The sequence below is a fragment of the Bacillus cereus group sp. BfR-BA-01382 genome (genome assembly GCF_022663475.1).
GTDB classification, from domain to species: domain Bacteria; phylum Bacillota; class Bacilli; order Bacillales; family Bacillaceae_G; genus Bacillus_A; species Bacillus_A thuringiensis_S.
This window is the reverse complement of sequence record NZ_JAKUFQ010000039.1, coordinates 1-22,659: the sequence shown is the minus strand read 5'-3', so window position 1 is coordinate 22,659 and position 22,659 is coordinate 1. Positions and strand designations below refer to the sequence as shown.

Here is a 22,659-nt window from a genome sequence, read left to right as displayed (position 1 = left end):
AAATGAAATTTATTCTCAAATAGTAATAAAAAAATTAGGTGAATTGTTTTTTTCCTGATAATGATTCTCAGAATCAGACACTTCTATTCTACCTATCGCTTTAAAAGACTGTCAACCATTATTTTGAAATACAAATTTATATAAATTAGAACTTTAATACAAAAGTTATATCCATCCTTTAGAAAACGTTCGTCCACACAAGAGCACTTTCGCAGAATAAATCGTTCCTCTTATGGGCATAAAAAAGAAGAGTAATCTTTTCACTCTTCTTTTTCTTACTTATTTAACTTTGCTTCAATTTTTACGATTAACTCATCTTCTGTTGGAGCCGCAACTGGACGGTTATTTACAAATGCGAATGATTTTTTACGACCAGGACCACAGTAAGACTGACATCCAACTTCAATCGTTGCACATGAATCTACTTTTTTTAACTTCGGAACTAACGTTTTAACGTTCGTTGCCTGACAGTCATCGCACACGCGAAATTCGTTTCCCATTATATAACACTTCCTCTATTTTAAACTTTTCTCAAGTACATTTAAAAATAAACACTAAATGGTATTTTACCGTTCTTTGAAGCTCGTTGCAAGTTTCCCTACAGGGCCTATTCTCTACATAATGCTACATATTTATATGCTCTCCTACAGAAGCGCTCACCATTCATGGGAAAATTTTTACCTTTCATCGAAATCTACCATATTTTTAAAAGCTTTGTATAAAAGTTTATTTTTTTGCCCATTATAAAAATAGGAAGTTCATAAAAAGAAAGGGAGTTGAATCTATGAAAGTAAGACAAGATGCTTGGACAGATGAGGATGATTTATTACTTGCTGAAACGGTACTTCGTCATGTTCGAGAAGGAAGTACGCAATTAAATGCATTTGAGGAAGTAGGGGATCAGTTAAATCGTACATCCGCTGCTTGTGGTTTCCGCTGGAATGCTGTCGTTCGCTATAGCTATGAACAAGCTCTTCAACTAGCAAAAAAACATCGTAAAGATAAAATGCGCGCTGCAAGCGGTGAGCAAGCGAAAAAACGTTTACTTTATACACCACCAGCTTCAGATTCGATAACTGATTATGAAGAATTCGTACAAGAGGAATCAATTGTACAATATAAAGAAGCTATTCCATATCAAGAATCTACCGTTCCTGTTGCAAAAAGCTCTATGACAATGCAAGATGTTATTTATTTCTTACAAACAGTTGGATCCTCAAATATAAAAGTAACAGCTCTTGAAAACGAGAATACGAGATTGAAACAAGAAATTAAAGCACAAATCCTTCGAAATGAAGAACTAGAAAAGAAACTAGAAAAATTAGAAAAGCAATCTCATACTGTACAAGAAGATTACGAAACACTTATGAACATTATGAACCGAGCTCGTAAGTTGGCAGTCATGGATGACGAAGAACGTTCTCAAACATCTTTCCGAATGGATCGAAACGGTAATTTAGAAAAAATTGCAGAATAAAAAGGATGCATATAATGCATCCTTTTTATTCTTTCACATCTAAACTTCCCCTTTATATATGAGAAAACTCTATTCTTCATTTTTTTGCTATAATAGAGATTGTCATTTTAAAGATAAGGGGTTAGTTATATGAGCAATTCCCGTTCCATTTTATCTCAGCCAGAGTGGCGTATTGTAGATCAATCTAGTTTGGGACCAACATTCCATGCATTGCAGTCATTCGCAATGGATGACACACTGTGCACAAGCATCGGAAATGGTCAATCAGCTGCAACAATGCGTTCTTGGGTTCATCACAATACAATTGTTCTTGGCATTCAAGATTCACGCCTACCACACTTAGAAGAAGGCATTTCCTTGTTAAAAAAGAACAACTTCAATGTTATTGTTCGTAATTCTGGCGGGCTTGCAGTCGTGCTTGATGAAGGTGTTTTAAACGTATCACTTTTATTCCAAGAAACAGAAAAAGGTATCGATATTGATCTTGGATACGATACGATGTGGCATTTAATTAAGGAGATGTTAAAGGATTACGACGTTACTATCGAGGCAAAAGAAATTGTAGGTTCTTACTGTCCTGGTAGCTATGACTTAAGTATTCGCGATCAAAAATTCGCTGGCATTTCACAGCGCCGTATTCGCGGGGGTGTCGCTGTCCAAATTTATCTTTGTGCTACAGGAAGTGGCTCTGAGCGTGCCGCACTCGTTCGTGATTTCTATAACCTAGCCATTCAAGGAGAAGAAACACGCTTTACGTATCCTGAAATTGTACCGAGTACAATGGCTTCACTTTCAGAATTACTTGGCGAAACCATTACAGTACAAGATTTAATGATGCACCTTTTAAAAACATTGCAGCAATTCGCTCCGAAGTTAACACCATCTCAATTAACAATAGATGAAATCCCTTTATATGAGACGAATTTACAACGGATTATTGATCGTAACAATAAAGCACTTGGCTTAGAAAAATAAAGACCGTCGCTATTATAGCGACGGTCTTTATTTCAATTCATTATAGAATTAAAGTGCTTGAGCTGCTGTAATTAAAGCTAACTTGTACACTTCTTCTTCGTTACATCCACGAGATAGGTCATTTACAGGCATGTTTAAACCTTGTAAGATTGGTCCTACTGCTTCGAAGTTACCTAAACGTTGAGCGATTTTGTAACCGATATTACCAGCTTCTAAGCTTGGGAATACGAATACGTTAGCATCACCTTTAATTGTAGAACCTGGAGCTTTTTTCTCAGCTACAGATGGTACGAATGCAGCATCGAATTGGAATTCTCCATCTAAAGTTAATTCAGGAGCCATTTCTTTTGCAATGCGAGTTGCTTCTACAACTTTTTCTGTTTCTGGAGATTTCGCAGAACCTTTTGTAGAGAAGCTTAACATAGCAACGCGTGGGTCAATACCGAATAATTCAGCAGTTTTTGCACTCTCGATACCAATTTCAGCTAAATCTTGGCTGTTTGGTGCAATGTTAATTGCGCAATCAGCGAATACATATTTCTCTTCTTCACGTACCATGATGAATACGCCAGAAGTTTTTGTAACGCCTGGTTTTGTTTTAATGATTTGAAGTGCTGGACGAACTGTATCAGCTGTAGAGTGAGCTGCACCACTTACTAAACCGTGTGCTTTGCCCATGTATACAAGCATTGTACCGAAGTAGTTTTCGTCTTTAAGGATTTTGCGAGCGTCTTCTTCAGTTGCTTTACCTTTACGGCGTTCAACGAAAGATGCTACCATTGCATCCATTTCTTCATATGTAGCTGGGTCATAAATATCAACGCCTGCTAATGTTAAATTCATGCTAGCAGCTTTTGCGCTAATTTCTTCCTTATTACCAACTAAGATTGGTTTTACTAACTCTTCTTTTGCTAAACGCTCTGCAGCGCCTAAAATTCTTTCATCAGTTCCTTCAGGAAGTACGATAGAAATGCCTTTTCCTTGAACTTTTTCTTTTACTGTTGTAAATAAGTTGCTCACGAATAAACCCTCCTACATATGTTAAAAAAACTCTATCTTTAAGAATACTGCTTTTCTTCTATATTTTAAACTTATAGCTCCCAAAAAATAGATAAAATGAAAATGATTATATTTTCATAAAATTCAGCCTAAAAATAAATCCCCTTTAATCCTTATCTCCTCCTATTTTCAAGTAAATTTAAATGTGACAATTTTATGCGCCAAAGCTTTATATAGATGATTTTAAAACTATATATGCTATAGTTAACGTGTAAAACTATCATTAACTGAGGTGAATAGAATGAGTGAAGCAACAACAACGTTAGATGGCTGGTATTGTTTACATGATTTACGTTCTATTGATTGGGCTGCATGGAAAACATTATCTAGCGACGAACGCGGACAAGCTGTGTCTGAATTTTTAAATGTCGTTGAAAAATGGAACGAAGTATCTACTGCGAAAAAAGGTAGTCATGCAATGTATACAGTTGTTGGTCAAAAAGCTGATATTATGCTTATGATTTTACGTCCAACAATGGAAGAGTTAAATGAAATTGAGACAGAATTGAATAAAACAACATTAGCTGAATATATGGTTCCTGCATACTCTTACGTATCTGTTGTTGAACTAAGCAACTACCTTCCAGCTGATGAGGATCCATACCAAAACCCGCAAATTTTAGCTCGCTTATATCCTGAATTGCCGAAAGCAAATCATATTTGCTTCTATCCAATGGATAAGCGTCGCCAAGGTGATGACAACTGGTACATGCTTCCTATGGAAGAGCGTAAAAAAATGATGTACAGTCATAGTAAAATTGGTCGTCAATACGCAGGTAAAGTACGCCAAGTTATTTCAGGGTCAGTTGGATTCGACGATTTTGAGTGGGGCGTAACATTATTCGCTGACGATGTTCTTCAATTTAAAAAACTTATATATGAAATGCGCTTCGATGAAGTAAGTGCTCGTTATGGTGAATTCGGAACATTTTTCGTTGGAAACATTTTACCAGACGAAAAGGTAGAGAAATTTTTACACATATAAATCGTGAAAAAGGAACGAAATTCGTTCCTTTTTTTATTACCCTCCATATTTCTCCTCAAAAAACTGCTTTTCTCCGCAAATTTGAACAAAAATCGACAAATCTCTTTCAAATACCTTACAAAATTGTAACCTTTCTATATCCAAATTTATGCTAAAATGATACGAGCTATATGCTAAATAACGATGCGAAGGTGATAATCTATATGAAAAAAATCTTGTCTATTTTACTATTGCTTGTATTGTCAATTTCTTCCTTAGGAGTAACAACATCCCATGCGGAAGAAAAAATACATATTGAGGCTGCTGCTGCACTTTTATTTGATGCAGATACAGGAAAAATACTTCACGAGCAAAATCCAGATGAATTGCTAGCTATTGCTAGTATGTCAAAATTAATTGTTGTTTACGCTGTTTTAGAAGCAATTAAAGAAGGAAAAATCACTTGGGATACGAAAGTAAATATTTCTGATTACGCTTATGAAGTCTCTCGTAATAATGAATTCTCTAATGTACCGTTCGAAAAAGGACGTCAATATACTGTAAGAGAATTATATCATTCTATTGTTATATTCTCTGCAAATGGATCTAGTATTGCTTTAGTAGAACTTCTTGCAGGAAGTGAGAAAAACTTCTTAAATCTTGCAAATGAACATGCAAAAAAGCTAGGGTTAAAGAAATATAAATTTGTAAACTCTACCGGGTTAAATAATGCTGATTTAAAAGGAAAACATCCTGAAGGAACAGATCCGACCGGAGAAAACTCCATGTCAGCTCGCGATATGGGTATTCTTGCAAAAACGATTATTACAAAGTATCCAGAAATGCTAGAGGATACAAAACAAAGATTTAGAAACTTCCCAGACAATCATCCAAAACCAATTCGTATGGAAAACTGGAACTGGATGTTACCAGGCGCTGCCTTCTCTTATGATGGAACGGACGGTTTAAAAACTGGTAGTTCTGATACCGCTGGATATGGGTTCACTATTACAGCGAAACGTGGTGATGTTCGTCTTATCTCGGTTATTATTAAAACAAAATCAATGGATGAACGCTTCACAGAATCTCGTGAATTAATCGAACATGGATTTAATAACTTTGAAAAACAAAAATTAAAAGTTAATAAAAACAATACAATCTCTGTAGTAAAAGGGAAAGAAGACCAAGTAACTGTTGCACCCGAAAAAGAAATAACAGTAATTGCGAAAAAAGGTAGCAAAGAGCCTTATAAAATTGGGACTGAATTAGATAAATCCCTTGCTGAAGATGGACATTTAGTTGCTCCTGTTAAGAAAGATACCAAAGTAGGCTCAATTACTTTAGAATCAACTGATAAATATGGTTTCTTAGACGGTAGTAAAAGTATGAAAGCTACTGCAAAAACGACAGAAGAAGTTGAAAAAGCAAATTGGTTTGTATTATCAATGCGCTCTATTGGAGATTTCTTCTCAAACTTATGGTCTAAAGTATTTTAATAATGATGAAAAGCTAGCTCACGCTAGCTTTTTTTATTTTCTTCTCTCCATGTAAAACTTCGTTTGGTTGTCATATCTGAGTCCTTTTCCTCATACGTATGAACTAGTAATTGTTACACACTTCATCTAGAGATAAAGTGAAACTTTAATCAGTGGGGGTTTTGTTCATCCCCACTGATTATTAGTTGAACTAATCGGGCTTTTACGGGCAGTTTGATCTCCCACCCACCTTCTTTGCTCCAGCCCAATTTTAAGGTGGGAGTCTTACTGCCCGTTAATGCGGGATAAACCTCTTTCCACAAGGTATTCCAAAAAGAGAGGTGACACATAATGGGCGTTATTGCTTATAACGAAGAAGATGTAAAGTTATTAGCTAGACTGATGCGTGCTGAAGCCGAAGGAGAAGGACAACAGGGGATGTTGATGGTCGGGAACGTTGGGGTAAATCGTGTCCGTGGAAATTGTTTAGATTTTAAAAAAATACGTAATTTACGTCAAATGGTGTATCAAAATCCTGGTGGTTTTGAGGCAACACAAAAAGGGTATTTTTATCAACGTGCAAGGGAACAAGATATTGCTTTAGCAAGGCGAACGATTCAGGGACAACGCTTTTGGCCTGCAAATTTTGCCTTATGGTTTTTTAGACCTGAAGGCCCTTGTCCGTCAACTTGGTATAATCAACAAAACTCTGGTCGCTTCAAAAAGCACTGCTTCTTCCAGCCATCTGGCGAAGATTGTCCTAGCGTTTATTAAGGATTGATAATAAGGAGGGATTTTTGAATGGCACAGCAACAAAACCCGTATTACGGAACTGGATTTTATCAACCATCTGGAACTTATGTACAACCGCAGCAAATGACTCCACAACAACAGCAACAACAGCAAGCAATGCAACAACAAGCGGCGCAAGCTCAATATGCCGTTTCTCAAGGCATGTTACCATTAGAACAATCCTATATTGAAAATATCCTTCGTTTAAACAAGGGTAAGCAAGCTACGGTTGTAATGACTTATGAACGTGGTAGCTCACTCGGTACCCAATCGTATACAGGTATTATCGAAGCAGCTGGTCGCGATCATATTGTAATTAGTGAGCCACAATCAGGGAAACGTTTTTTACTATTAATGATTTACTTAGATTATGTGGAATTCCCCGAAGAAATTACGTACTTACCTAGTCAACAAGCAACTTATGCTCCAAGACCATAAAAAAAGCTGGCATATGCCAGCTTTTGTTTTTTTATAAACCTTTTACAACTGCAGTTCCGACTAAAATCCATGCTACAATAAACGCTACGCCACCAAGAGGTGTAATTGGGCCAAAGAACTTAATACCTGTCGTACTTAATGCATACAAACTGCCTGAAAACATAATAATCCCAGCTACCATAAGCCAACCAGCAGTAGTTAAAAGTGATGATTGAACCTTATCCATCAATAAAGCAACTACGAATAGTCCACCTGCATGAAACATTTGATATGTAACACCTGTTTTCCAAACTTCTAACATTTTCGCAGAAATTTTATTTTCTAAACCGTGTGCTCCAAAGGCTCCTAACGCAACAGATAGCCCCGCTGCAATACAACCTAGTAAAAAGAAAATTTTCATCTTAATTCCCCTTTTTTACTTTTATCATAAGCAATTTTTTCATATAAGCCAAACGATTTAATCCTTAAAAATCAAATAAAGAATTACCATTTGCACCTTCTTCTTTAATATACACAGGTTCTCCAGAAACTGGCATAACTGGTTGAACTGTCTTTATAGGCTGCGATCCAATTACTTGCGATTGAATTTGCGGCTCCCTATACGTAGAAGATTCAACCTGTTCATCTAATAGTAAATCGCATAAAGCACGCACAACTAATAAATGATCTTTTGATTTTTGTCCTTCACTACTTTTTGCCTTTGCAATTTCATTCGCCATTTTATTTAAAATCTTATCGCTCGATATTTGCATTCCTTATCACCTCGTACTTTGTAGTTCTTTCTCAAATTGCTTCAGCTTCTCTACTAAACCAAATACTATTATCATATCATGTTCTTGCAGTTTTTCCTGCCCCGTTGGATTATGTATAATATCCCCATTTCTCAAAATCGCTAATATCGTTACATCAAACTGATTCCTCACATCACTCTCTAGTAACGATTTACCAACTAATATTGAATCTTTTCCAACTAAAATTTCTTCAATGACAAATGACTGTTCTATCCCATACAGCACTGTATCAATATAATGAACTGTTAATGGATTCGCAATACCTTTTGCAATATGAATTCCTGCCATACTGGATGGATTAATAACTTTATTTGCACCCGCACGCCTTAATTTCTCTTCAGTTTCTGGCTTTTCAGATCTCGCCACAATTTTAATTGCATCGTTTAATCCTCTTGCTGTTAATGTAATAAATACATTTTCAGCATCATTTGCTACGATAGCAACTAAACCAGCCGCTTTTGAAATTCCAGCATGATGTAAAACTTGATCCTCCGTCGCATCTCCATGTATATACAAAAGCTTTCCCTTCTCTAATACACTTTCATCTTTATCGACAACAACAAATGGAATTTTCTTTTCTTGCAATTCATGTACAACTTGAAGCCCCACTCTACCGCAACCACATACTATAATATGATTTTTCAACTGCGCTATTTGTTTATCCATCTTCTTCCTCCGCACTGCATGAAATAATCATAGCTGCCACTACCCCAATTGCATACGTAACAATACCTACGCCAACAGGAATAATAAGGAGCGCAAATACTTTCCCCGCTTGCGTTACAGGAACAGCATCTCCGTATCCAACAGTCAATACAGTAATCATCGTCATCCAAAATGCTTGAAACAAACTAATCTCTTCAATTGTCATAAATCCTATCGTTCCTAGAATTACAACAAAAGTCATACATATAACTGCGATCCATAATTGCTTACGTGCATTCATACCGTATTTCAACTCTTTTCTCTATCTACAATCTTTGCCAGTGGAAATAAAATACGTATATACTAGATACGGAATCTATGAAAGAGGTTGATATAATGAAGACATTTCTTTCCGCCTTACAATGGGCACTATTTATTTTAGCTGGAAGCCTTATTGTACCAATTAGTGTCGCAACTAGTTATGGTCTTGATGGCGCTGAAGCTATCGCATTCGTACAAAGAACATTATTTGTTCTAGGCTTTGCTGGTCTCTTGCAAGCTATATTTGGGCATAAACTTCCTATTCAAGAAGGTCCTGCTGGACTTTGGTGGGGAATTTTCTCCCTTTACGCAAGTTTAGGCGTCGTATTATTTGGATCAAACAATGAGACACTTAAAGTTCTTCAATATGCTTTCCTATTAAGCGGTATTATTTGTATTATTCTTAGCGCTTTTGGACTTATTGATAAACTCGTTCGCTATTTTACACCGACAGTCATTGGAACATATTTATTTCTTCTTGTTGCGCAGCTTAGTGGCTCCTTCTTAAAGGGAATGTTTGGCCTTGATGGAAAACATACAGAAGTACAACCTAACGTATTTATTCTTTCACTCATTGTTATTTTACTATCCTTTTTCATCATGAAGCTACCTATTATTGGACAATATTCTGTTCTTTTCAGTATCGTATGCGGCTGGATATTATTCGCATGCTTCGGGTTATCAAATCCAGTAACGCCTGTGACAGATATAATCCGTTTTCCGTCTCTATTTGTTTTCGGAATGCCTCGTATTGAATGGAACATGGCAATTACGGTCGTTTTCGTTACACTATTACTTCTAACAAATATGTTAGCAAGTATTCGTGTTGTGCAAAGGATTGTCTCTAAGTATGAAAAGAATGCAGCACCAGATCGTTTTAAACAAGCTGGCATTATAACAGGAATCAACCAATTGCTAGGCGGCCTATTTTCAGCTATTGGGCCTGTCGCTATTTCTGGATCAGCAGGTTTTATTGCAACGACTAATATTTATAAACGTCTCCCGTTTATATTAGGGTCAAGCTTTATTATTGTCGTTAGTATATTTCCAAAGATCACTTCATTCTTTGCAGCAATCCCTGTTGCAGTTGGTTATGCCGCTATTTATCCTGTATTCGCAAGCATGATTGGCCTTGCCTTTCGAGAATACGAAACTGTCCAGGATAAAGAACGATTATTTAAAGTAGCCGGTCTTTCAATCTTCACAGGAGTCGGAGTTATGTTTGTTCCAGCAGGAGCATATTCCACACTTCCACCATTTCTAGCATCGTTTTTAAGTAACGGTCTCGTTCTTGGATCTGTAATGGCCATTTTGCTAGAAATACTATTTTCTCGTTCCACAGCAAAACAAATATCGTAAATTGGAAAACTTCCATTATTGCACTCTACCTTTAGAGTTGTTACGATAAAATCAAACTTGAATCATTGGGGTTTTATCCATCCCCAATGATTATTAACCGATATTATGAGCAACACACTCATAATGATTTATCTACTTCTTTTCAAAGAGGTTTGATGTCTTACTATTATTCCTCAACATCTTCATGAACATGTATTTTGATTTCAATTAAAGAAAGGAATTTTCTATATGACTTATAAAATGATTGTTTTAGATTTAGATGATACTTTATTACGTGATGACCATACTATTTCACCTCGTACGAAAGAAGCGTTAATGACTGCACAAGAGCAAGGGGTAAAGGTTGTACTTGCTTCTGGACGTCCAACGTTTGGTATGCGCAATGTAGCCAAAGAACTTCGCTTAGAAGAATACGGCAGTTTCATTCTATCTTTTAATGGCGCAAAAATTATTAACTGTAAAACAAACGAAGAAATCTTTAGTAGTACACTATCTCCTGAAATCGTTCACAACCTATTTGAAATTAGTAAAACTGAAGATGTATGGCTTCATACTTATATGGGCGATGATATCGTAACGGAAGAAAATAATCCTTATACTGAAATTGAGGGCGATATTACTGGTATGCCAATTGTTGTAGTAGATGACTTTAAAGCCGCAGTTAAAGAGCCTGTAGTAAAAGTATTAATGAATAAAGAAGCTGAACGCCTTGTTGAAGTTGAAAAGAAACTACAAAAACAACTAGAAGGCCAATTAAGCGTGATGCGTTCGAAACCATTCTTCTTAGAATTTACTGAAGCCGGTGTTACAAAAGGAACGAGCTTAAACAAACTGATTCAAAAGCTTGGCATTAAGCGTGAAGAAGTTATCGCAATGGGCGATAGCTATAACGACCAAGCAATGATTGAATTTGCTGGTCTTGGCGTTGCAATGGGCAATGCACCTGATGATATTAAAGAAATTGCAAATTACGTAACAGATACAAATATGAACGATGGTGTTGCAAAAGTTGTAGAGAAATTTGTTTTAAAAACGGATGTACTTGTTTAATATTTTCATTCACAAAACCTATTTGAAGTCAAATACTTCAAATAGGTTTTTATTTAAATTCTCATGCTTTTGTGACTATATTTTGAACTTTGCACTATTCTCGTAGTGTAAACTTTCTTTTTGTATATAATGAAACAAAATAGACTATTTTATTTTGAAAAAGAATACAAATTTACTATATACAAGCATACGTTAAAGGAGGCTACTTTATGTTATCTACACCAATCGGACGATTAAGAGCAATTGGACTAGTTGAGGGTATTTCTTTCCTATTACTATTATTTGTAGCAATGCCATTGAAATATTTCGCAGGATTTGCAACAGCTGTTAAAATTACAGGCATGGCTCATGGTGTTCTATTTATTCTATTCATCTTTGCAGTAATTCAAGTAACAATCGTACACCGTAAATCAATTTTATGGGCACTTGGAGCATTCGTTTCATCAGTTATCCCATTTGGTACTTTTGTACTAGATGCAAAATTAAAGAACGAGCAATAATAATAAAAAGGTAGTTAACGACTGTTAACTACCTTTTCTATTTATAAATTTGGAATTTCCCAATCAATTTCTCTTTCGCCCATATTAGCTAAAATCGTATTTACTTTAGAGTATGGCTTACTACCAAAGAAACCACGTCTTGCTGATAATGGACTTGGATGTACAGACTCGATAATATGATGATTCGGATTCGTAATTAACTTCTTCTTCGCCTGCGCATGGCGCCCCCACAATATGAAAATAACTGGCTTTTCACGTTCATTCAACAGTTGAATCACACGATCTGTGAAGTACTCCCATCCTTTTCCCTTATGAGAATTTGCTTCACTTTGACGAACTGTTAATACGGTATTTAGTAGTAATACTCCTTGCTCCGCCCATTTTACTAAATAACCGTTATTCGGAATTTCATAACCATATTCATCTCGAAGCTCTTTATACATGTTTAACAATGATGGTGGTGTTTTAACACCAGGTTGTACAGAAAAGCTTAAACCATGCGCTTGATTCGGTCCATGATACGGATCTTGTCCTAAAATAACAACCTTTGTATTTTCATAACTTGTATACTGAAGAGCGTTAAAAATATCTTCCACCTTCGGATAAACAACATGCGTGCTGTATTCTTCTGTCAAAAAACTGGATAGAGTAAGATAATACTCTTTCTCAAATTCTGGTGCCAGTAATGGTCCCCAATCATTTCTTAAAACATTTTCCATGCTTTCACTTCCTGTCCAATTAATTCAACATATCCTGTTTTGTAAATACTAAGAACGAAATAATAAGAGAAACAACTGCCCAAACAGTTAAATTCATCAAAGAAAATCCCATTGATAAGCCTTGTAATGCAGGTAATTTTCCTGATAAATAATCCGTTAATGATAAATTCACGCTAAAAATATATTTCGCGCCTTCCCAAGATGTTGCGAATGAGCTTAAGATACCGCCTGCAATTAATGCAGCTAGCATAACGCCCATACCAGCTGGTGTATTACGAATTAAAACAGAGACCATAAATGATATAGTTCCGACAACGATAGCAACAAACCAGGCTAGTCCATACGCCATTAAGATGTATTGCCACTGCGGAATAAGGTGCACAAAGTTCGTATTTAACGTTTCCTTATCAATGACGAATCCTGTTAAAACAGGTAAATTCCATCCCGAGTATCCAAATACAAGCCCTGATAATATGTAAGCAAACAAACCTACAAGGAGCAGTATGAGCGAAATGAAAAATAACATCGTCACGTATTTACTAAGGAGTATTTTCCAGCGCCGAATCGGCCGCGTAAGTAACATCTTCATCGTCCCATCACTTCGTTCTCCAGAAACGATATCAATGGCGACAATCATTACGAGAAGCGGAATAAACAATGTAATTCCTTGTTCAATAAATGCTCTGACAAAAGTCGGTGCACCTGGCGCCATCGGATTAATATCATGATCTAAATAATATTGTTGTTGTTCAACTCTTACCTTTAACCAATCACGCCATTCTTCTGGCAATCTAGAATTATTCAACCGGTTCTGAGAATCAACAATTTGCTGTTGCAATGAAACCTTCCAATCAGTTGTACCGAGTCTTTTTTGTGTCGTTTCTATTTCGCGATACTGCGCATACACAAAAAGCGGGATTAAGATTGCTAAAATAAGCATAACAACAAAAATACGTTTCTTACGGTAAATCTTTTCTGATTCATTTAAAACTAGATTCGCAAATTCACGCATGCTGCTCACCCCTTGTGAGTTCAATAAATAAATCTTCTAGCGTAAATACAAGCTCCTTAACACTATGTACATCTATTTCATTTTCTACCAAGTGTTTATTCCAACTACTTATAGATGCAATATCCATGCGGCATAATAATCGCTCGCCTTCTACACTCACTTCTCTTACTTCTTCGGCTGCTTCTAACATATCTTTCGCCTTAGAAATTGGTGTAACAATCCATTCTACACGATCACTTGCTGTTTTAATTAATTCTTCAACCTTGGCAACTGTTATCATCTTTCCTTTATGAATAATAGCAACGCGATCGCATATCATTTGCACTTCACTTAGCAAGTGACTTGAAATAAACACGCTCATATTTTCTTCTTTTACAAGCTTATGTATAAATTCCCTAAGTTCTCTAATCCCTGCTGGATCTAAACCATTCGTTGGCTCATCTAATATGAGCAATTTTGGATTCCCAAGGAGCGCCTGCGCAATTCCAAGGCGTTGTTTCATACCAAGTGAGTACGTTTTTACCTTGTCATGAATTCTTTCATCTAAATGAACCATTTCAGCAATTTCAATAATACGTTCATCTGATATATCACCTAACATACGAGCAAATTGCTTTAAATTTTCCCATCCTGTTAAATATGTATACAACTCTGGGTTTTCAACGATACTCCCAATTTGACGCATCGCCTCTCTGAAATTGTCCTTAATCGAATAACCACCGATAGAAATCGTACCTTCTGTCGCCGTAATCAATCCGACTAACATTCGAATGGTAGTCGTCTTTCCAGCACCATTTGGTCCTAAGAACCCGAACACTTCTCCTTGCTTTACATCAAAGGAAATGTCCTCTACAAGAGTCTTCTTTCCAATTACCTTCTTCAAGTCTCGTACGGAAAGTATCGTCGTCATTTTACCCCTCCTTGTTCTAGTTTTAATTTACTTACAACATTTTGAACTAAACGTTCTGCCATATACGTATAACCTACTTCGTTCGGATGAAAATGATCAGAGTATAATAAATCTTTTCCGCGGTTTTGGAATAAATCAAATGTCGGTGTAATATACACATTTTTATCGTTTAGCGCTAACTTCTCTAAAGATGCATTCCAGTCCACAACAATGTTTGAAGACCCTTTTAAATCTTCTACATCTTCAAAAGGATTGTATAAACCAAGCCAAAAAATTGGACTATCTGTATTTAATTTACGAATTTCTTCTATAATTTTCTTTGCTTCATTTTGAAACGTTTCTGTGTCAGGACGATACGTATCTAAATCTATCTTCCCAAGCGATTCCCAGCCTGGGAACAAATCATTCCCACCAATCGTTAACACGATTACATCTGCTTGCTTAATTGAATATTGAGCGCCATTACTTTCAATTTGTTTTAATAAATCGGGCATTTTTGCACCACTAACTGCTAAATTTGTTAATGCAATTTTTTGCTTATAATCTTTTTGTAAATCCTCTTTCATTCGCCCAACATAGCCAATTCCTTCTTTATCACCAACGCCACGCGTTAATGAATCACCTAAACTAACGATTTGTAACGTTCCCGTTTTCTTTTTCTCTTTTGCCACTACATCGGTCTTTTTAATTAAATTTGAAGCTTTCGGATTTAATACATCATTTACACCTGAAACAAAGCCATATGCAAATAAACAGAAAGATGCAATTGTAATGAGTAGAATTACTTTTACTACTTTTGATCTCATATCAAAACCCCTTTTAGCCCTCATAGATTGTCCATAATTATACCAAACGAAATTTTGAAAAGCGATTTTCACACCTTCTCAATTATGTCGTTTCTCTATCTACTAACTCTGGTAATAACTCTATATGCTTCACATCTAATTTCTCTTCATTAATCTTTTCATATAATAATTCAAACGCTTTCAATCCAACGTTTTTACTAGAATGCGAAATCGTCGTTATACCCAATATATCTGCCACCTCTTGATCATCACACCCAATAATCGTAATATCCTCTGGAATACGAATTCCTTGTTTTTTTGCTTCTGTAACCATCCCCGCTGCAATATGGTTACAAGATACAAGGAACGCCGTCGGTTTTACTGACATATGAGCCCATTCTCTAATTACATTGCGTCCATCTTCCACTGTAAAACACCCCTCAAATTTCCAGGTCTCTAACGGTGTTACGATACTCTGTTGAAGCGAATCTTCATACGCCCTCTTTCGTCTTTGGCTATTAACGCTATTACTTCTTCCAATACAATATCCAATACTTGTATGACCGGCATCTATTAAGCTTTTCATCCCACGTGAAAATACTTTGTAGTAATCAATATGGACACTTGAAATGCATTTTGAATCTATTTCTTCACACATAACAATCGGGCCGAATTTCGTATATTCTTCAAGCTTCTCCTTACTATTTGCCCGAGAACAAATAATAACTCCATCAAGCTTTTTCATTTTTAACATATTTAAAATTTCTAGTTCTCTTTCTTCGCTATAATTTGTCTGGCAAAGCATCATATTATAATTATTCTTTGCCGTTTCTTTTGATATCCCCTCAATAATAGCGCTATAATATTGATCATTTACGTGTGGCAATAAAACGCCAATTACATTCGTTTTTCCTTTCACTAAATGAATTGCATTCACGTTTTGCGTGTAATTTAATTCTTCTATAATCGCTAAAATTTCTTTTCGTTTCTGTTCATTTACGTACGGATGATTATTTAGTACACGTGAAACAGTTGAAACAGATACTCCAGCAAGTTCAGCAATCTTTCTTATATTTGTCATCTCACTTTCCCCTTCTCACAAAAATTCTCTCTTGACCTGGTAAGCTTTCCACAATATATCCTTTCCTAGCAAATACATTTAGAAAGGATATACAACTATGCTTCGATTCAAATTAGAATATATATTTTTCATTGGCGGTTTACTCATTCTTGCCATCGGTATTAATATGATGACGACAATTACTTCCTTTGGACTTAGCCCTTATGATTCCTTCTTTATTGCACTATATCAAAATTTTGGGATAAGTATTGGTTTTTGGATTTTCATGATTAACTTTGCCTTTACACTTATCGTACTCTTTTGGAATAAAAAACAAATTACAATCGGTACAATTGTAACGATGGTTCTTATTTCTCTTTTTGTTGATTGGATTGGTTCCATTATAACTATTATGGACGCTATCCGCTCTCTTCCAAAATATATAACACTTATTTGCGGAAATCTATTCGTTGGAGCTGGAATTGGTCTTTACGTCTCTACAAACCTTTGCGCAGCGCCTCAAGAAGCTTTCGTTTTAACCGTTGCTGAGAAGAAAAAATGGACGTTTAGAAGAACAGAGATTTCATTAGCCTTTTTATTTTTAACTTTAAGCTTTTTATTAGATGGACCTATCTATTTTGGAACCATCATCTTATCCTTTACAACAGGCTGGATTATCCAAGCATTTATTCAAGTTGGTACACAGATTTTAAATAGAAAAGAACCTATTAAGCAAGCTGCTTAATAGGCTCTTTCTGTTTTATGGTAAGAGATACTACTTAGCATTCCCTTCAATTCGATAGTTCGCTTTCAAACAATCTATTTCTTCATACCCTTGCAACGTATGTAGAATATAATCATAATCAGCAAGAGACGCACGATGCGTTACAATTACAATTTCAGCCTTTCCTTTCTCTTCAAGCGGCATTTGAATAATTTTCTCAAAGCTAACTCCGCGCTCAGAGAACAATGAAGTAATTTTTGCAAATACACCAATTTCGTCTTTTACATGCAGTCTTAAAAACTTTTTCACGACTATTTCGTCTGGCTCTTTTAATACTTTTTGATACTGTGGGACTACAGCACTATTTCCTGTTACCCCTAATCTAATATTTTGCATTACAGCAACTAAATCCGAAACAACAGCTGTCGCTGTCGGTAAACTTCCTGCCCCTGGTCCATAAAACATCGTTTCCCCAACTGCTTCACCGTACACATACACAGCGTTATATTCATTTTGTACTGCCGCAAGAGGGTGTGTATTTGGAAGTAAAGTTGGTTCAACCGTAACCTCCAATTTTTCACCATCTCGTTTTGCAAGACCGATTAATTTAATTGTATAACCTAAGCTCTTACTGTATTCAATATCTTCCTCTGTAATAGAGGTAATTCCTTTTACGTTCACATCTCCAAGCTCTACATTTGTAGAGAAACCGAGAGTAGCTAAAATCGTCATTTTTCTTGCTGCATCTAAACCTTCTACATCTGATGTTGGATCTGCTTCTGCAAATCCAAGTTGTTGGGCTTCTTTTAACACGTCGTTATATGCTCTCCCTTCGTCTGACATTTTCGTCAAAATAAAATTTGTCGTTCCATTTACAATTCCCATGACTTTCGTAATAAGATCTGAAGAGAGTCCTTCTACAATACTGCGTAGAATTGGAATTCCCCCTGCCACACTCGCTTCATAGAAGAGATCAGTTTTATTATCTTTTGCTGTCGCTAATAATTCAGCTCCATGTAATGCCATTAAGTCTTTATTTGCAGTTACAACATGCTTTCCGCTTTTTAAAGCTTGTAAAATATATAATTTTGCATCATCAATGCCACCCATTACTTCGATGACAACATCAATATTTGGATTATCTAAAATTTCATTTGCATCTTGTGTTAATAGAGTAGAAGGTACCTCTACTTCTCTCTCTTTCTCAATGTTTTGCACTAATACTTTCGTTACCTTCACTGGACAACCTACTTGGTGTATGAGTCTTTCTTGATGATCCGTAATAATACGAACTACACCACTCCCAACTGTCCCAAGACCTAATAAACCAACTTGAATTTCTTTCATAGTACTGTCCACCCCTCAAAAATTGTGTTTAGATGAAATTATATGAATAAAAAATCTGAAAAACAATGCATTTCGAACATTCGGAAAAATAAAGGTTAATCTTTACAAGGAAAACGTTGCCACGTGTTACACAATCTTTCTTTACAATATATAAGGGGTTTCTTGATACACGTAATAATTCAACCAATTAGAAAACAATAAATTCCCATGACTCCTCCACCTAACAAGGGGCTTTTCATCTGGATTATTATGTTTAAAATAGTTTTTTGGCACATCAATATTTAATCCCTTGTCAAGATCTCGTTCGTATTCTTGCTTTAACGTATCACAACTATATTCACTATGCCCAAGGGCAAACACTTGCCTTCCTTCTTGCCCAATGACAAGGTGAACACCCGCTTCCTCAGAATTTGCTAATAATGTTAAGTCTGTCACCTCTCTAATATCACTCTCTCGTACTTCTGTATGACGAGAATGGGGAGCAAAAAACAATTCATCAAACCCTTGTAACAATTTCACATGTTGCTCGCAAACTTCATGTTCAAATACACCGAACATTTTTTCCTTAAGAGGATACTTTGGAACACCATAATGATAATACAAGCCAGCCTGTGCCCCCCAGCAAATATGGAGCGTAGATGTTACATTCGTTTTTGAATACTCCATAATACGTTTAAGCTCTTCCCAATAATCTACCTCTTCAAAAGAAAGAGTTTCAACTGGTGCTCCTGTTATAATGAGCCCGTCAAATTTTTCATTTTCAATATCACGAAATGTTTTATAAAAGCTCATTAAATGGTCCTGCGCTACATTGCGAGACAAATGTGATTCCATATGAAGCAAATGAACATCTAATTGCAACGGTGTGTTGCCAATTAAACGAAGTAATTGCGCTTCTGTTTCTTGCTTTGTAGGCATTAAATTTAAGATAGCAATTTTCAATGCCCGAATATCTTGTGTTTCTGCTCGCTCCTTCGTCATTACAAATATATTTTCCTTCTGCAACACTTTGCGAGCTGGTAAATCTTTATCAATTATGATCGGCATGTTCTTTGCCTCCGACTAGCGCCGCTTCTAAATCTGCAATAATATCAGAAACATCTTCTATGCCAACAGATAAACGAATTAAATCTGATGTAACGCCAGCTAGACGCTGATCTTCAGCACTTAATTGTCTATGCGTTGTGCTAGCAGGATGTATAACGCAAGTTCGTGCATCCGCTACATGCGTTACAAGAGTTGCTAGTTTTACATTTGCGATAAATTCTTTCGCCGCTTCTAATCCGCCCTTAATGCCGAATGTTAAAACACCACTAGCACCTTTTTTCAAATACGTTTGTGCTAACGAGTAATTTTCATTGCTATCTAATCCAGGATAATTCACCCATTCAATACGTTCATGGTTAGCAAGCCACTTAGCAACTACGAGAGCATTTTCACTATGACGCTCCATTCTTAAATGCAGCGTTTCTAAGCCGATATTGCTAATATACGCATTGAATGGGCTCATACAGTTTCCGTAGTCCCTTAATAATTGAACACGCGCCTTCACAATATAAGCTGCTGCACCAAAATTTTGAACGTAACTTACGCCGTGATAACTTGGATCCGGTTCAACAAGTTCAGGATATTTCCCATTTGTCCAATCGAAGTTCCCTCCGTCAATGACAATGCCGCCTAAAGAGCTTGCATGACCATCAATATATTTCGTCGTAGAATGAACGATAATATTTGCTCCGTGCTCAAATGCTTGGCATAAATAAGGAGTTGCTAATGTATTATCCACGATAAAAGGCACTTCTAACTCTTTCGCTGCATCTGAAAATTCTTTAAAATTCAAAACGTTCATCGCTGGATTTCCTAATGATTCTGCATAAATGAGCTTCGTCTTATCGTTAGCAAGTGCCGCAATTTCATCTGCCGTTAAATTGGGATTAAAGAACGTAACATCAATGCCAAGCTTACGTAAACTCACCCCAAATAAATTAAACGTTCCCCCGTAAACAGTTGAAGAGCAAAGTAAATGGTCTCCACTACTACAAATATTTAAAACTGCGAGCATAATAGCCGCTTGCCCAGAAGCCGTTGCAACAGCTCCTACCCCGCCTTCTAAATCTGATAACTTCTGCTCAAATGCAGCTAGAGTAGGGTTTCCAATACGCGTATAAATATATCCTTCTGCCTCTAAGTTAAATAGGGCTGCTAAATCATCCGAAGTATCGTATTTATACGTTGTACTTTGATAAAGTGGTAAAACACGTGGTTCACCATTCTTTGGCGTATAGCCACCTTGCACACAAATCGTTCCTTTTCCCCATGATTCTCCCATCTCTCATTCTCCTTTCTTTTATACAAAATAAAAAACTGCCCCTTTCCTGAAAACAAGAAAGGAGCAGTTTGAAAACACGCTCTAAAGGCTCTTTCTTATCTCTCAGGATTACTACCTGCAGGATTTGGCACAATTCCGTTATACGGCTGTTGCCAAGGTTTCATCGGGCCTGTCCCTCCACCTTTTCTTGATAAGACTATGCAATTACCGTTGATTTTATAGCAATAATTTCCTAATGTCAAACAGTTTTTTCTGAATGTTCTAAAATAAACATTAACAATTTCATATAAAGCAACAAAAGAAATATATTCCATACTAACTCGAAAAAGACCTTTAGAAAAAATGATTCATGTAAAATAAACCCCAATCATCTATTTTCATTAAACAAACTGTTTTAATAGAGCGTATAATTCTTCAAAATTATGCACTTCATATGTCGGTATAATCCCACTATCATTTAATTTCCTTTCTGGATTAAACCAACAAGTATCAATTCCCGCTACATATCCACCTTTAATATCGGCACTTAATGAATCCCCAATAATCAGCCTTTCTTCAGGTGCAAAGTTAGGAATCCGTTCAAAAACATAATCAAAATACTCTTTCATCGGCTTTTGAAAACCTGTATCTTCCGAAACAAAAACACCTTTAAATAATGAATGTAACCCTGCATTACGCAAACGTTTATCTTGCGTCTTAGAAACACCATTTGTCACTATATACAACTCATACTCCCCTTGAATTTGATTTATAAATTCAAACGCACCTTGCATGAGTTGATTTCCTTCTTCTAAGTAGCTACGATAATTATTTTCGAATAATATACCGTCTACTTCTTCTCCATACTCTTTAAACAACATAGAGAATCGTTTATTTACAACTTCATTACGTGATAGTTCACCTTTTTCAAAAGCATTCCAAAGACCTTTATTTATTTTTTTATAACGAGCCTCTATCTCCTCTGTTAAAGGGATTCCCTTCTCTTCAAAAAGCACCTGTAAAGCTACTTTTTCAGCCTTTTGGAAATCTAATAATGTATCATCTACATCAAATAGCAATGTTTTATATTTTTTCATAAATTCATCACACTCTCTTTTCTACAAAAACAAATTTACATAAATCGTATCATTCCTTCTTGTAAAGATAATAGGAGATATCTCATACTATAAATAGGGGTGAAAATATGAAAATCAGCAAAAATGAAGAAGAAATTTATCAATACATGCGAATCCATCAATTCCATACCCTATTTTCATTTCATGTCTTGCCATATGTAGAGCTGCATTCTTTTCAAACGAAAGAGATGATATGTAGCGAAGGAAACGCCCTCCCTTATCTCTATTACTTAATTTCTGGGAAAGCAAAAATATATATGAATCATAAAAACGGGAAAGTTTCATTAATTAATTTTATTCAAGCACCATCTTTTATCGGGGAATTAGGATTAATAGGAGTAGAAAATATCACCAAGTCCGTTGAAGTACTAGAAGATTGTGTTTGTTTAGCACTTCCTCTTAAAGATTGTCAGCAACTTTTATTACAAGATGCAACGTTTTTACAGCACTTATGCAAATTTATTGGAGAAAAGACAATTACTCGCACTGAAAATTACGCAAAAAACTATAGTTATCCTTTCGAAAATCGATTAGCTGCTTTTATTTTATTAACAGAACAAAATAATTGTTATATAGAAAAACATACCGAGGCTTCAGAATACTTAAATGTTAGCTACCGTCATCTTTTATACGTATTAAACCAGTTTTGCCAGCAAAATTACTTAAAAAAAGACGGAAGAACCTATTACATACAAGATCGAATTCAATTAGAAAAACTGGCTGATGAACTTAAAATATAAAAAAAGTAGCATTAACGTTTACCTGTTAATGCTACTTTTTTTCGAGTGACGATTCTATTTTCAATTAAAATT

The 22,659-nt window shown here is 35.9% G+C and carries 24 protein-coding genes, 1 pseudogene and 1 riboswitch; of the genes and pseudogenes, 11 read left to right on the top strand and 14 right to left on the bottom strand.

The features are described from left to right. Positions 1 to 275: 275 nt before the first annotated feature. Positions 276 to 500, bottom strand: a complete 225-nt coding sequence (locus MR160_RS16825; protein ID WP_000526079.1) for a YuzB family protein — start codon at positions 498 to 500, stop codon at positions 276 to 278. A gap of 284 nt (positions 501 to 784) precedes the next feature. On the opposite strand from MR160_RS16825, the gene MR160_RS16820 reads away from it, so the two are divergent. Then, positions 785 to 1,477 carry an RsfA family transcriptional regulator gene (locus MR160_RS16820; RefSeq protein WP_000868355.1) on the top strand — a complete coding sequence of 231 codons (693 nt, stop codon included), beginning with the start codon at positions 785 to 787 and terminating at the stop codon, positions 1,475 to 1,477. Positions 1,478 to 1,606: 129 nt separating this feature from the next. Then, entirely contained in the window at positions 1,607 to 2,452 is an 846-nt protein-coding gene (lipL, locus tag MR160_RS16815; RefSeq protein ID WP_081143284.1) for an octanoyl-[GcvH]:protein N-octanoyltransferase, read from the top strand. Between the two features lie 48 nt (positions 2,453 to 2,500). Here the strand turns inward: lipL and pta are convergent, their stop codons facing one another. Next, complete coding sequence (pta, locus tag MR160_RS16810) at positions 2,501 to 3,472, bottom strand: phosphate acetyltransferase (protein ID WP_000067215.1); 972 nt, start codon at positions 3,470 to 3,472, stop codon at positions 2,501 to 2,503. Positions 3,473 to 3,752: 280 nt separating this feature from the next. Here pta and hemQ point away from each other — a divergent pair, with 280 nt between their 5' ends. The 4 genes from hemQ (at position 3,753) to gerQ (ending at position 7,180) form a co-directional block, all read left to right on the top strand. After that, positions 3,753 to 4,496 (top strand): hydrogen peroxide-dependent heme synthase, encoded by a 744-nt coding sequence (hemQ, locus tag MR160_RS16805; protein ID WP_001287602.1) that lies wholly within the window; start codon positions 3,753 to 3,755, stop codon positions 4,494 to 4,496. Between the two features lie 203 nt (positions 4,497 to 4,699). Next, positions 4,700 to 5,971 carry a serine hydrolase gene (locus MR160_RS16800; RefSeq protein ID WP_242297781.1) on the top strand — a complete coding sequence of 424 codons (1,272 nt, stop codon included), beginning with the start codon at positions 4,700 to 4,702 and terminating at the stop codon, positions 5,969 to 5,971. Positions 5,972 to 6,301: 330 nt separating this feature from the next. Continuing rightward, positions 6,302 to 6,724, top strand: a complete 423-nt coding sequence (cwlJ, locus tag MR160_RS16795) for a cell wall hydrolase CwlJ (protein ID WP_000538161.1) — start codon at positions 6,302 to 6,304, stop codon at positions 6,722 to 6,724. A 27-nt stretch (positions 6,725 to 6,751) separates the two neighbouring features. Further along, positions 6,752 to 7,180, top strand: a complete 429-nt coding sequence (gene gerQ / locus MR160_RS16790; RefSeq protein WP_000068647.1) for a spore coat protein GerQ — start codon at positions 6,752 to 6,754, stop codon at positions 7,178 to 7,180. Between the two features lie 31 nt (positions 7,181 to 7,211). Here gerQ and MR160_RS16785 read toward each other — a convergent pair whose 3' ends face one another. From MR160_RS16785 to MR160_RS16775, 3 genes and pseudogenes are all read right to left on the bottom strand, one after another. Further along, on the bottom strand, positions 7,212 to 7,580 hold the full coding sequence (locus MR160_RS16785) for a DUF423 domain-containing protein (protein ID WP_000688315.1): 369 nt from the start codon (positions 7,578 to 7,580) through the stop codon (positions 7,212 to 7,214). A 64-nt stretch (positions 7,581 to 7,644) separates the two neighbouring features. After that, positions 7,645 to 7,932, bottom strand: coding sequence for a YwdI family protein (locus MR160_RS16780; protein WP_001167339.1), 288 nt, complete (start codon positions 7,930 to 7,932; stop codon positions 7,645 to 7,647). A gap of 6 nt (positions 7,933 to 7,938) precedes the next feature. Then, positions 7,939 to 8,917, bottom strand: a pseudogene (locus MR160_RS16775) (potassium channel family protein). 95 nt (positions 8,918 to 9,012) lie between these two features. Here MR160_RS16775 and MR160_RS16770 point away from each other — a divergent pair. The 3 genes from MR160_RS16770 (at position 9,013) to MR160_RS16760 (ending at position 11,846) form a co-directional block, all read left to right on the top strand. Beyond that, entirely contained in the window at positions 9,013 to 10,296 is a 1,284-nt protein-coding gene (locus MR160_RS16770) for a purine/pyrimidine permease (RefSeq protein ID WP_000847020.1), read from the top strand. A gap of 228 nt (positions 10,297 to 10,524) precedes the next feature. Further along, positions 10,525 to 11,346 carry a Cof-type HAD-IIB family hydrolase gene (locus tag MR160_RS16765; protein WP_000221388.1) on the top strand — a complete coding sequence of 274 codons (822 nt, stop codon included), beginning with the start codon at positions 10,525 to 10,527 and terminating at the stop codon, positions 11,344 to 11,346. 209 nt (positions 11,347 to 11,555) lie between these two features. After that, positions 11,556 to 11,846, top strand: a complete 291-nt coding sequence (locus MR160_RS16760; protein ID WP_000953395.1) for a DUF3817 domain-containing protein — start codon at positions 11,556 to 11,558, stop codon at positions 11,844 to 11,846. A 41-nt stretch (positions 11,847 to 11,887) separates the two neighbouring features. Here the strand turns inward: MR160_RS16760 and MR160_RS16755 are convergent, their stop codons facing one another. The 5 genes from MR160_RS16755 to MR160_RS16735 are packed head-to-tail and all read right to left on the bottom strand — an operon-like array spanning position 11,888 to position 16,353. Further along, positions 11,888 to 12,565, bottom strand: a complete 678-nt coding sequence (locus MR160_RS16755; RefSeq protein WP_000432546.1) for a uracil-DNA glycosylase — start codon at positions 12,563 to 12,565, stop codon at positions 11,888 to 11,890. 19 nt (positions 12,566 to 12,584) lie between these two features. Beyond that, the gene (locus tag MR160_RS16750) at positions 12,585 to 13,577 is read right to left on the bottom strand and encodes an ABC transporter permease subunit (protein ID WP_001206482.1); all 993 of its coding nucleotides are present in this window, start codon (positions 13,575 to 13,577) and stop codon (positions 12,585 to 12,587) included. Beyond that, positions 13,570 to 14,487: an ABC transporter ATP-binding protein gene (locus tag MR160_RS16745; protein WP_000207706.1), complete on the bottom strand. Its 918-nt coding sequence runs from the start codon at positions 14,485 to 14,487 to the stop codon at positions 13,570 to 13,572. The genes MR160_RS16750 and MR160_RS16745 overlap by 8 nt, the downstream gene beginning before the upstream one ends. Then, entirely contained in the window at positions 14,484 to 15,365 is an 882-nt protein-coding gene (locus MR160_RS16740) for an SGNH/GDSL hydrolase family protein (protein WP_002083539.1), read from the bottom strand. The genes MR160_RS16745 and MR160_RS16740 overlap by 4 nt, the downstream gene beginning before the upstream one ends. A gap of 10 nt (positions 15,366 to 15,375) precedes the next feature. After that, positions 15,376 to 16,353 carry a LacI family DNA-binding transcriptional regulator gene (locus tag MR160_RS16735; protein WP_000181963.1) on the bottom strand — a complete coding sequence of 326 codons (978 nt, stop codon included), beginning with the start codon at positions 16,351 to 16,353 and terminating at the stop codon, positions 15,376 to 15,378. A 97-nt stretch (positions 16,354 to 16,450) separates the two neighbouring features. Between MR160_RS16735 and MR160_RS16730 the strand changes: the two genes are divergently transcribed. Continuing rightward, positions 16,451 to 17,077 carry a YczE/YyaS/YitT family protein gene (locus tag MR160_RS16730; protein ID WP_000943409.1) on the top strand — a complete coding sequence of 209 codons (627 nt, stop codon included), beginning with the start codon at positions 16,451 to 16,453 and terminating at the stop codon, positions 17,075 to 17,077. 30 nt (positions 17,078 to 17,107) lie between these two features. On the opposite strand, the gene MR160_RS16725 is transcribed toward MR160_RS16730, so the two are convergent. The 4 genes from MR160_RS16725 to MR160_RS16710 form a co-directional block, all read right to left on the bottom strand. Further along, on the bottom strand, positions 17,108 to 18,403 hold the full coding sequence (locus MR160_RS16725) for a homoserine dehydrogenase (protein ID WP_242297779.1): 1,296 nt from the start codon (positions 18,401 to 18,403) through the stop codon (positions 17,108 to 17,110). Positions 18,404 to 18,544: 141 nt separating this feature from the next. Then, positions 18,545 to 19,450, bottom strand: a complete 906-nt coding sequence (metA, locus tag MR160_RS16720) for a homoserine O-acetyltransferase MetA (protein WP_063676228.1) — start codon at positions 19,448 to 19,450, stop codon at positions 18,545 to 18,547. Further along, on the bottom strand, positions 19,434 to 20,732 hold the full coding sequence (locus MR160_RS16715; protein WP_000504772.1) for a bifunctional O-acetylhomoserine aminocarboxypropyltransferase/cysteine synthase: 1,299 nt from the start codon (positions 20,730 to 20,732) through the stop codon (positions 19,434 to 19,436). The genes metA and MR160_RS16715 overlap by 17 nt, the downstream gene beginning before the upstream one ends. A 92-nt stretch (positions 20,733 to 20,824) precedes the next feature. Continuing rightward, positions 20,825 to 20,929, bottom strand: a riboswitch (SAM riboswitch). Positions 20,930 to 21,112: 183 nt separating this feature from the next. Then, complete coding sequence (locus MR160_RS16710) at positions 21,113 to 21,808, bottom strand: YjjG family noncanonical pyrimidine nucleotidase (protein ID WP_242297777.1); 696 nt, start codon at positions 21,806 to 21,808, stop codon at positions 21,113 to 21,115. A gap of 107 nt (positions 21,809 to 21,915) precedes the next feature. Here MR160_RS16710 and MR160_RS16705 point away from each other — a divergent pair, with 107 nt between their 5' ends. Continuing rightward, positions 21,916 to 22,587, top strand: coding sequence for a transcriptional regulator YeiL (locus tag MR160_RS16705; RefSeq protein ID WP_063676230.1), 672 nt, complete (start codon positions 21,916 to 21,918; stop codon positions 22,585 to 22,587). Positions 22,588 to 22,659: the final 72 nt, after the last annotated feature.

Bases quoted from the DNA above. Each gene is read 5' to 3' on its own strand.
- gerQ (WP_000068647.1), top strand. From the start codon at position 6,752: ATGGCACAGCAACAAAACCCGTATTACGGAACTGGATTTTATCAACCA.
- MR160_RS16715 (WP_000504772.1), bottom strand. From the start codon at position 20,732: ATGGGAGAATCATGGGGAAAAGGAACGATTTGTGTGCAAGGTGGCTAT.
- MR160_RS16755 (WP_000432546.1), bottom strand. From the start codon at position 12,565: ATGGAAAATGTTTTAAGAAATGATTGGGGACCATTACTGGCACCAGAA.
- MR160_RS16765 (WP_000221388.1), top strand. From the start codon at position 10,525: ATGACTTATAAAATGATTGTTTTAGATTTAGATGATACTTTATTACGT.
- lipL (WP_081143284.1), top strand. From the start codon at position 1,607: ATGAGCAATTCCCGTTCCATTTTATCTCAGCCAGAGTGGCGTATTGTA.
- MR160_RS16750 (WP_001206482.1), bottom strand. From the start codon at position 13,577: ATGCGTGAATTTGCGAATCTAGTTTTAAATGAATCAGAAAAGATTTAC.
- MR160_RS16820 (WP_000868355.1), top strand. From the start codon at position 785: ATGAAAGTAAGACAAGATGCTTGGACAGATGAGGATGATTTATTACTT.
- MR160_RS16800 (WP_242297781.1), top strand. From the start codon at position 4,700: ATGAAAAAAATCTTGTCTATTTTACTATTGCTTGTATTGTCAATTTCT.
- MR160_RS16735 (WP_000181963.1), bottom strand. From the start codon at position 16,353: ATGACAAATATAAGAAAGATTGCTGAACTTGCTGGAGTATCTGTTTCA.
- MR160_RS16760 (WP_000953395.1), top strand. From the start codon at position 11,556: ATGTTATCTACACCAATCGGACGATTAAGAGCAATTGGACTAGTTGAG.
- MR160_RS16730 (WP_000943409.1), top strand. From the start codon at position 16,451: ATGCTTCGATTCAAATTAGAATATATATTTTTCATTGGCGGTTTACTC.
- MR160_RS16705 (WP_063676230.1), top strand. From the start codon at position 21,916: ATGAAAATCAGCAAAAATGAAGAAGAAATTTATCAATACATGCGAATC.
- MR160_RS16780 (WP_001167339.1), bottom strand. From the start codon at position 7,932: ATGCAAATATCGAGCGATAAGATTTTAAATAAAATGGCGAATGAAATT.
- hemQ (WP_001287602.1), top strand. From the start codon at position 3,753: ATGAGTGAAGCAACAACAACGTTAGATGGCTGGTATTGTTTACATGAT.
- MR160_RS16770 (WP_000847020.1), top strand. From the start codon at position 9,013: ATGAAGACATTTCTTTCCGCCTTACAATGGGCACTATTTATTTTAGCT.
- cwlJ (WP_000538161.1), top strand. From the start codon at position 6,302: ATGGGCGTTATTGCTTATAACGAAGAAGATGTAAAGTTATTAGCTAGA.
- MR160_RS16710 (WP_242297777.1), bottom strand. From the start codon at position 21,808: ATGAAAAAATATAAAACATTGCTATTTGATGTAGATGATACATTATTA.
- MR160_RS16725 (WP_242297779.1), bottom strand. From the start codon at position 18,403: ATGAAAGAAATTCAAGTTGGTTTATTAGGTCTTGGGACAGTTGGGAGT.
- MR160_RS16745 (WP_000207706.1), bottom strand. From the start codon at position 14,487: ATGACGACGATACTTTCCGTACGAGACTTGAAGAAGGTAATTGGAAAG.
- metA (WP_063676228.1), bottom strand. From the start codon at position 19,450: ATGCCGATCATAATTGATAAAGATTTACCAGCTCGCAAAGTGTTGCAG.
- MR160_RS16825 (WP_000526079.1), bottom strand. From the start codon at position 500: ATGGGAAACGAATTTCGCGTGTGCGATGACTGTCAGGCAACGAACGTT.
- MR160_RS16785 (WP_000688315.1), bottom strand. From the start codon at position 7,580: ATGAAAATTTTCTTTTTACTAGGTTGTATTGCAGCGGGGCTATCTGTT.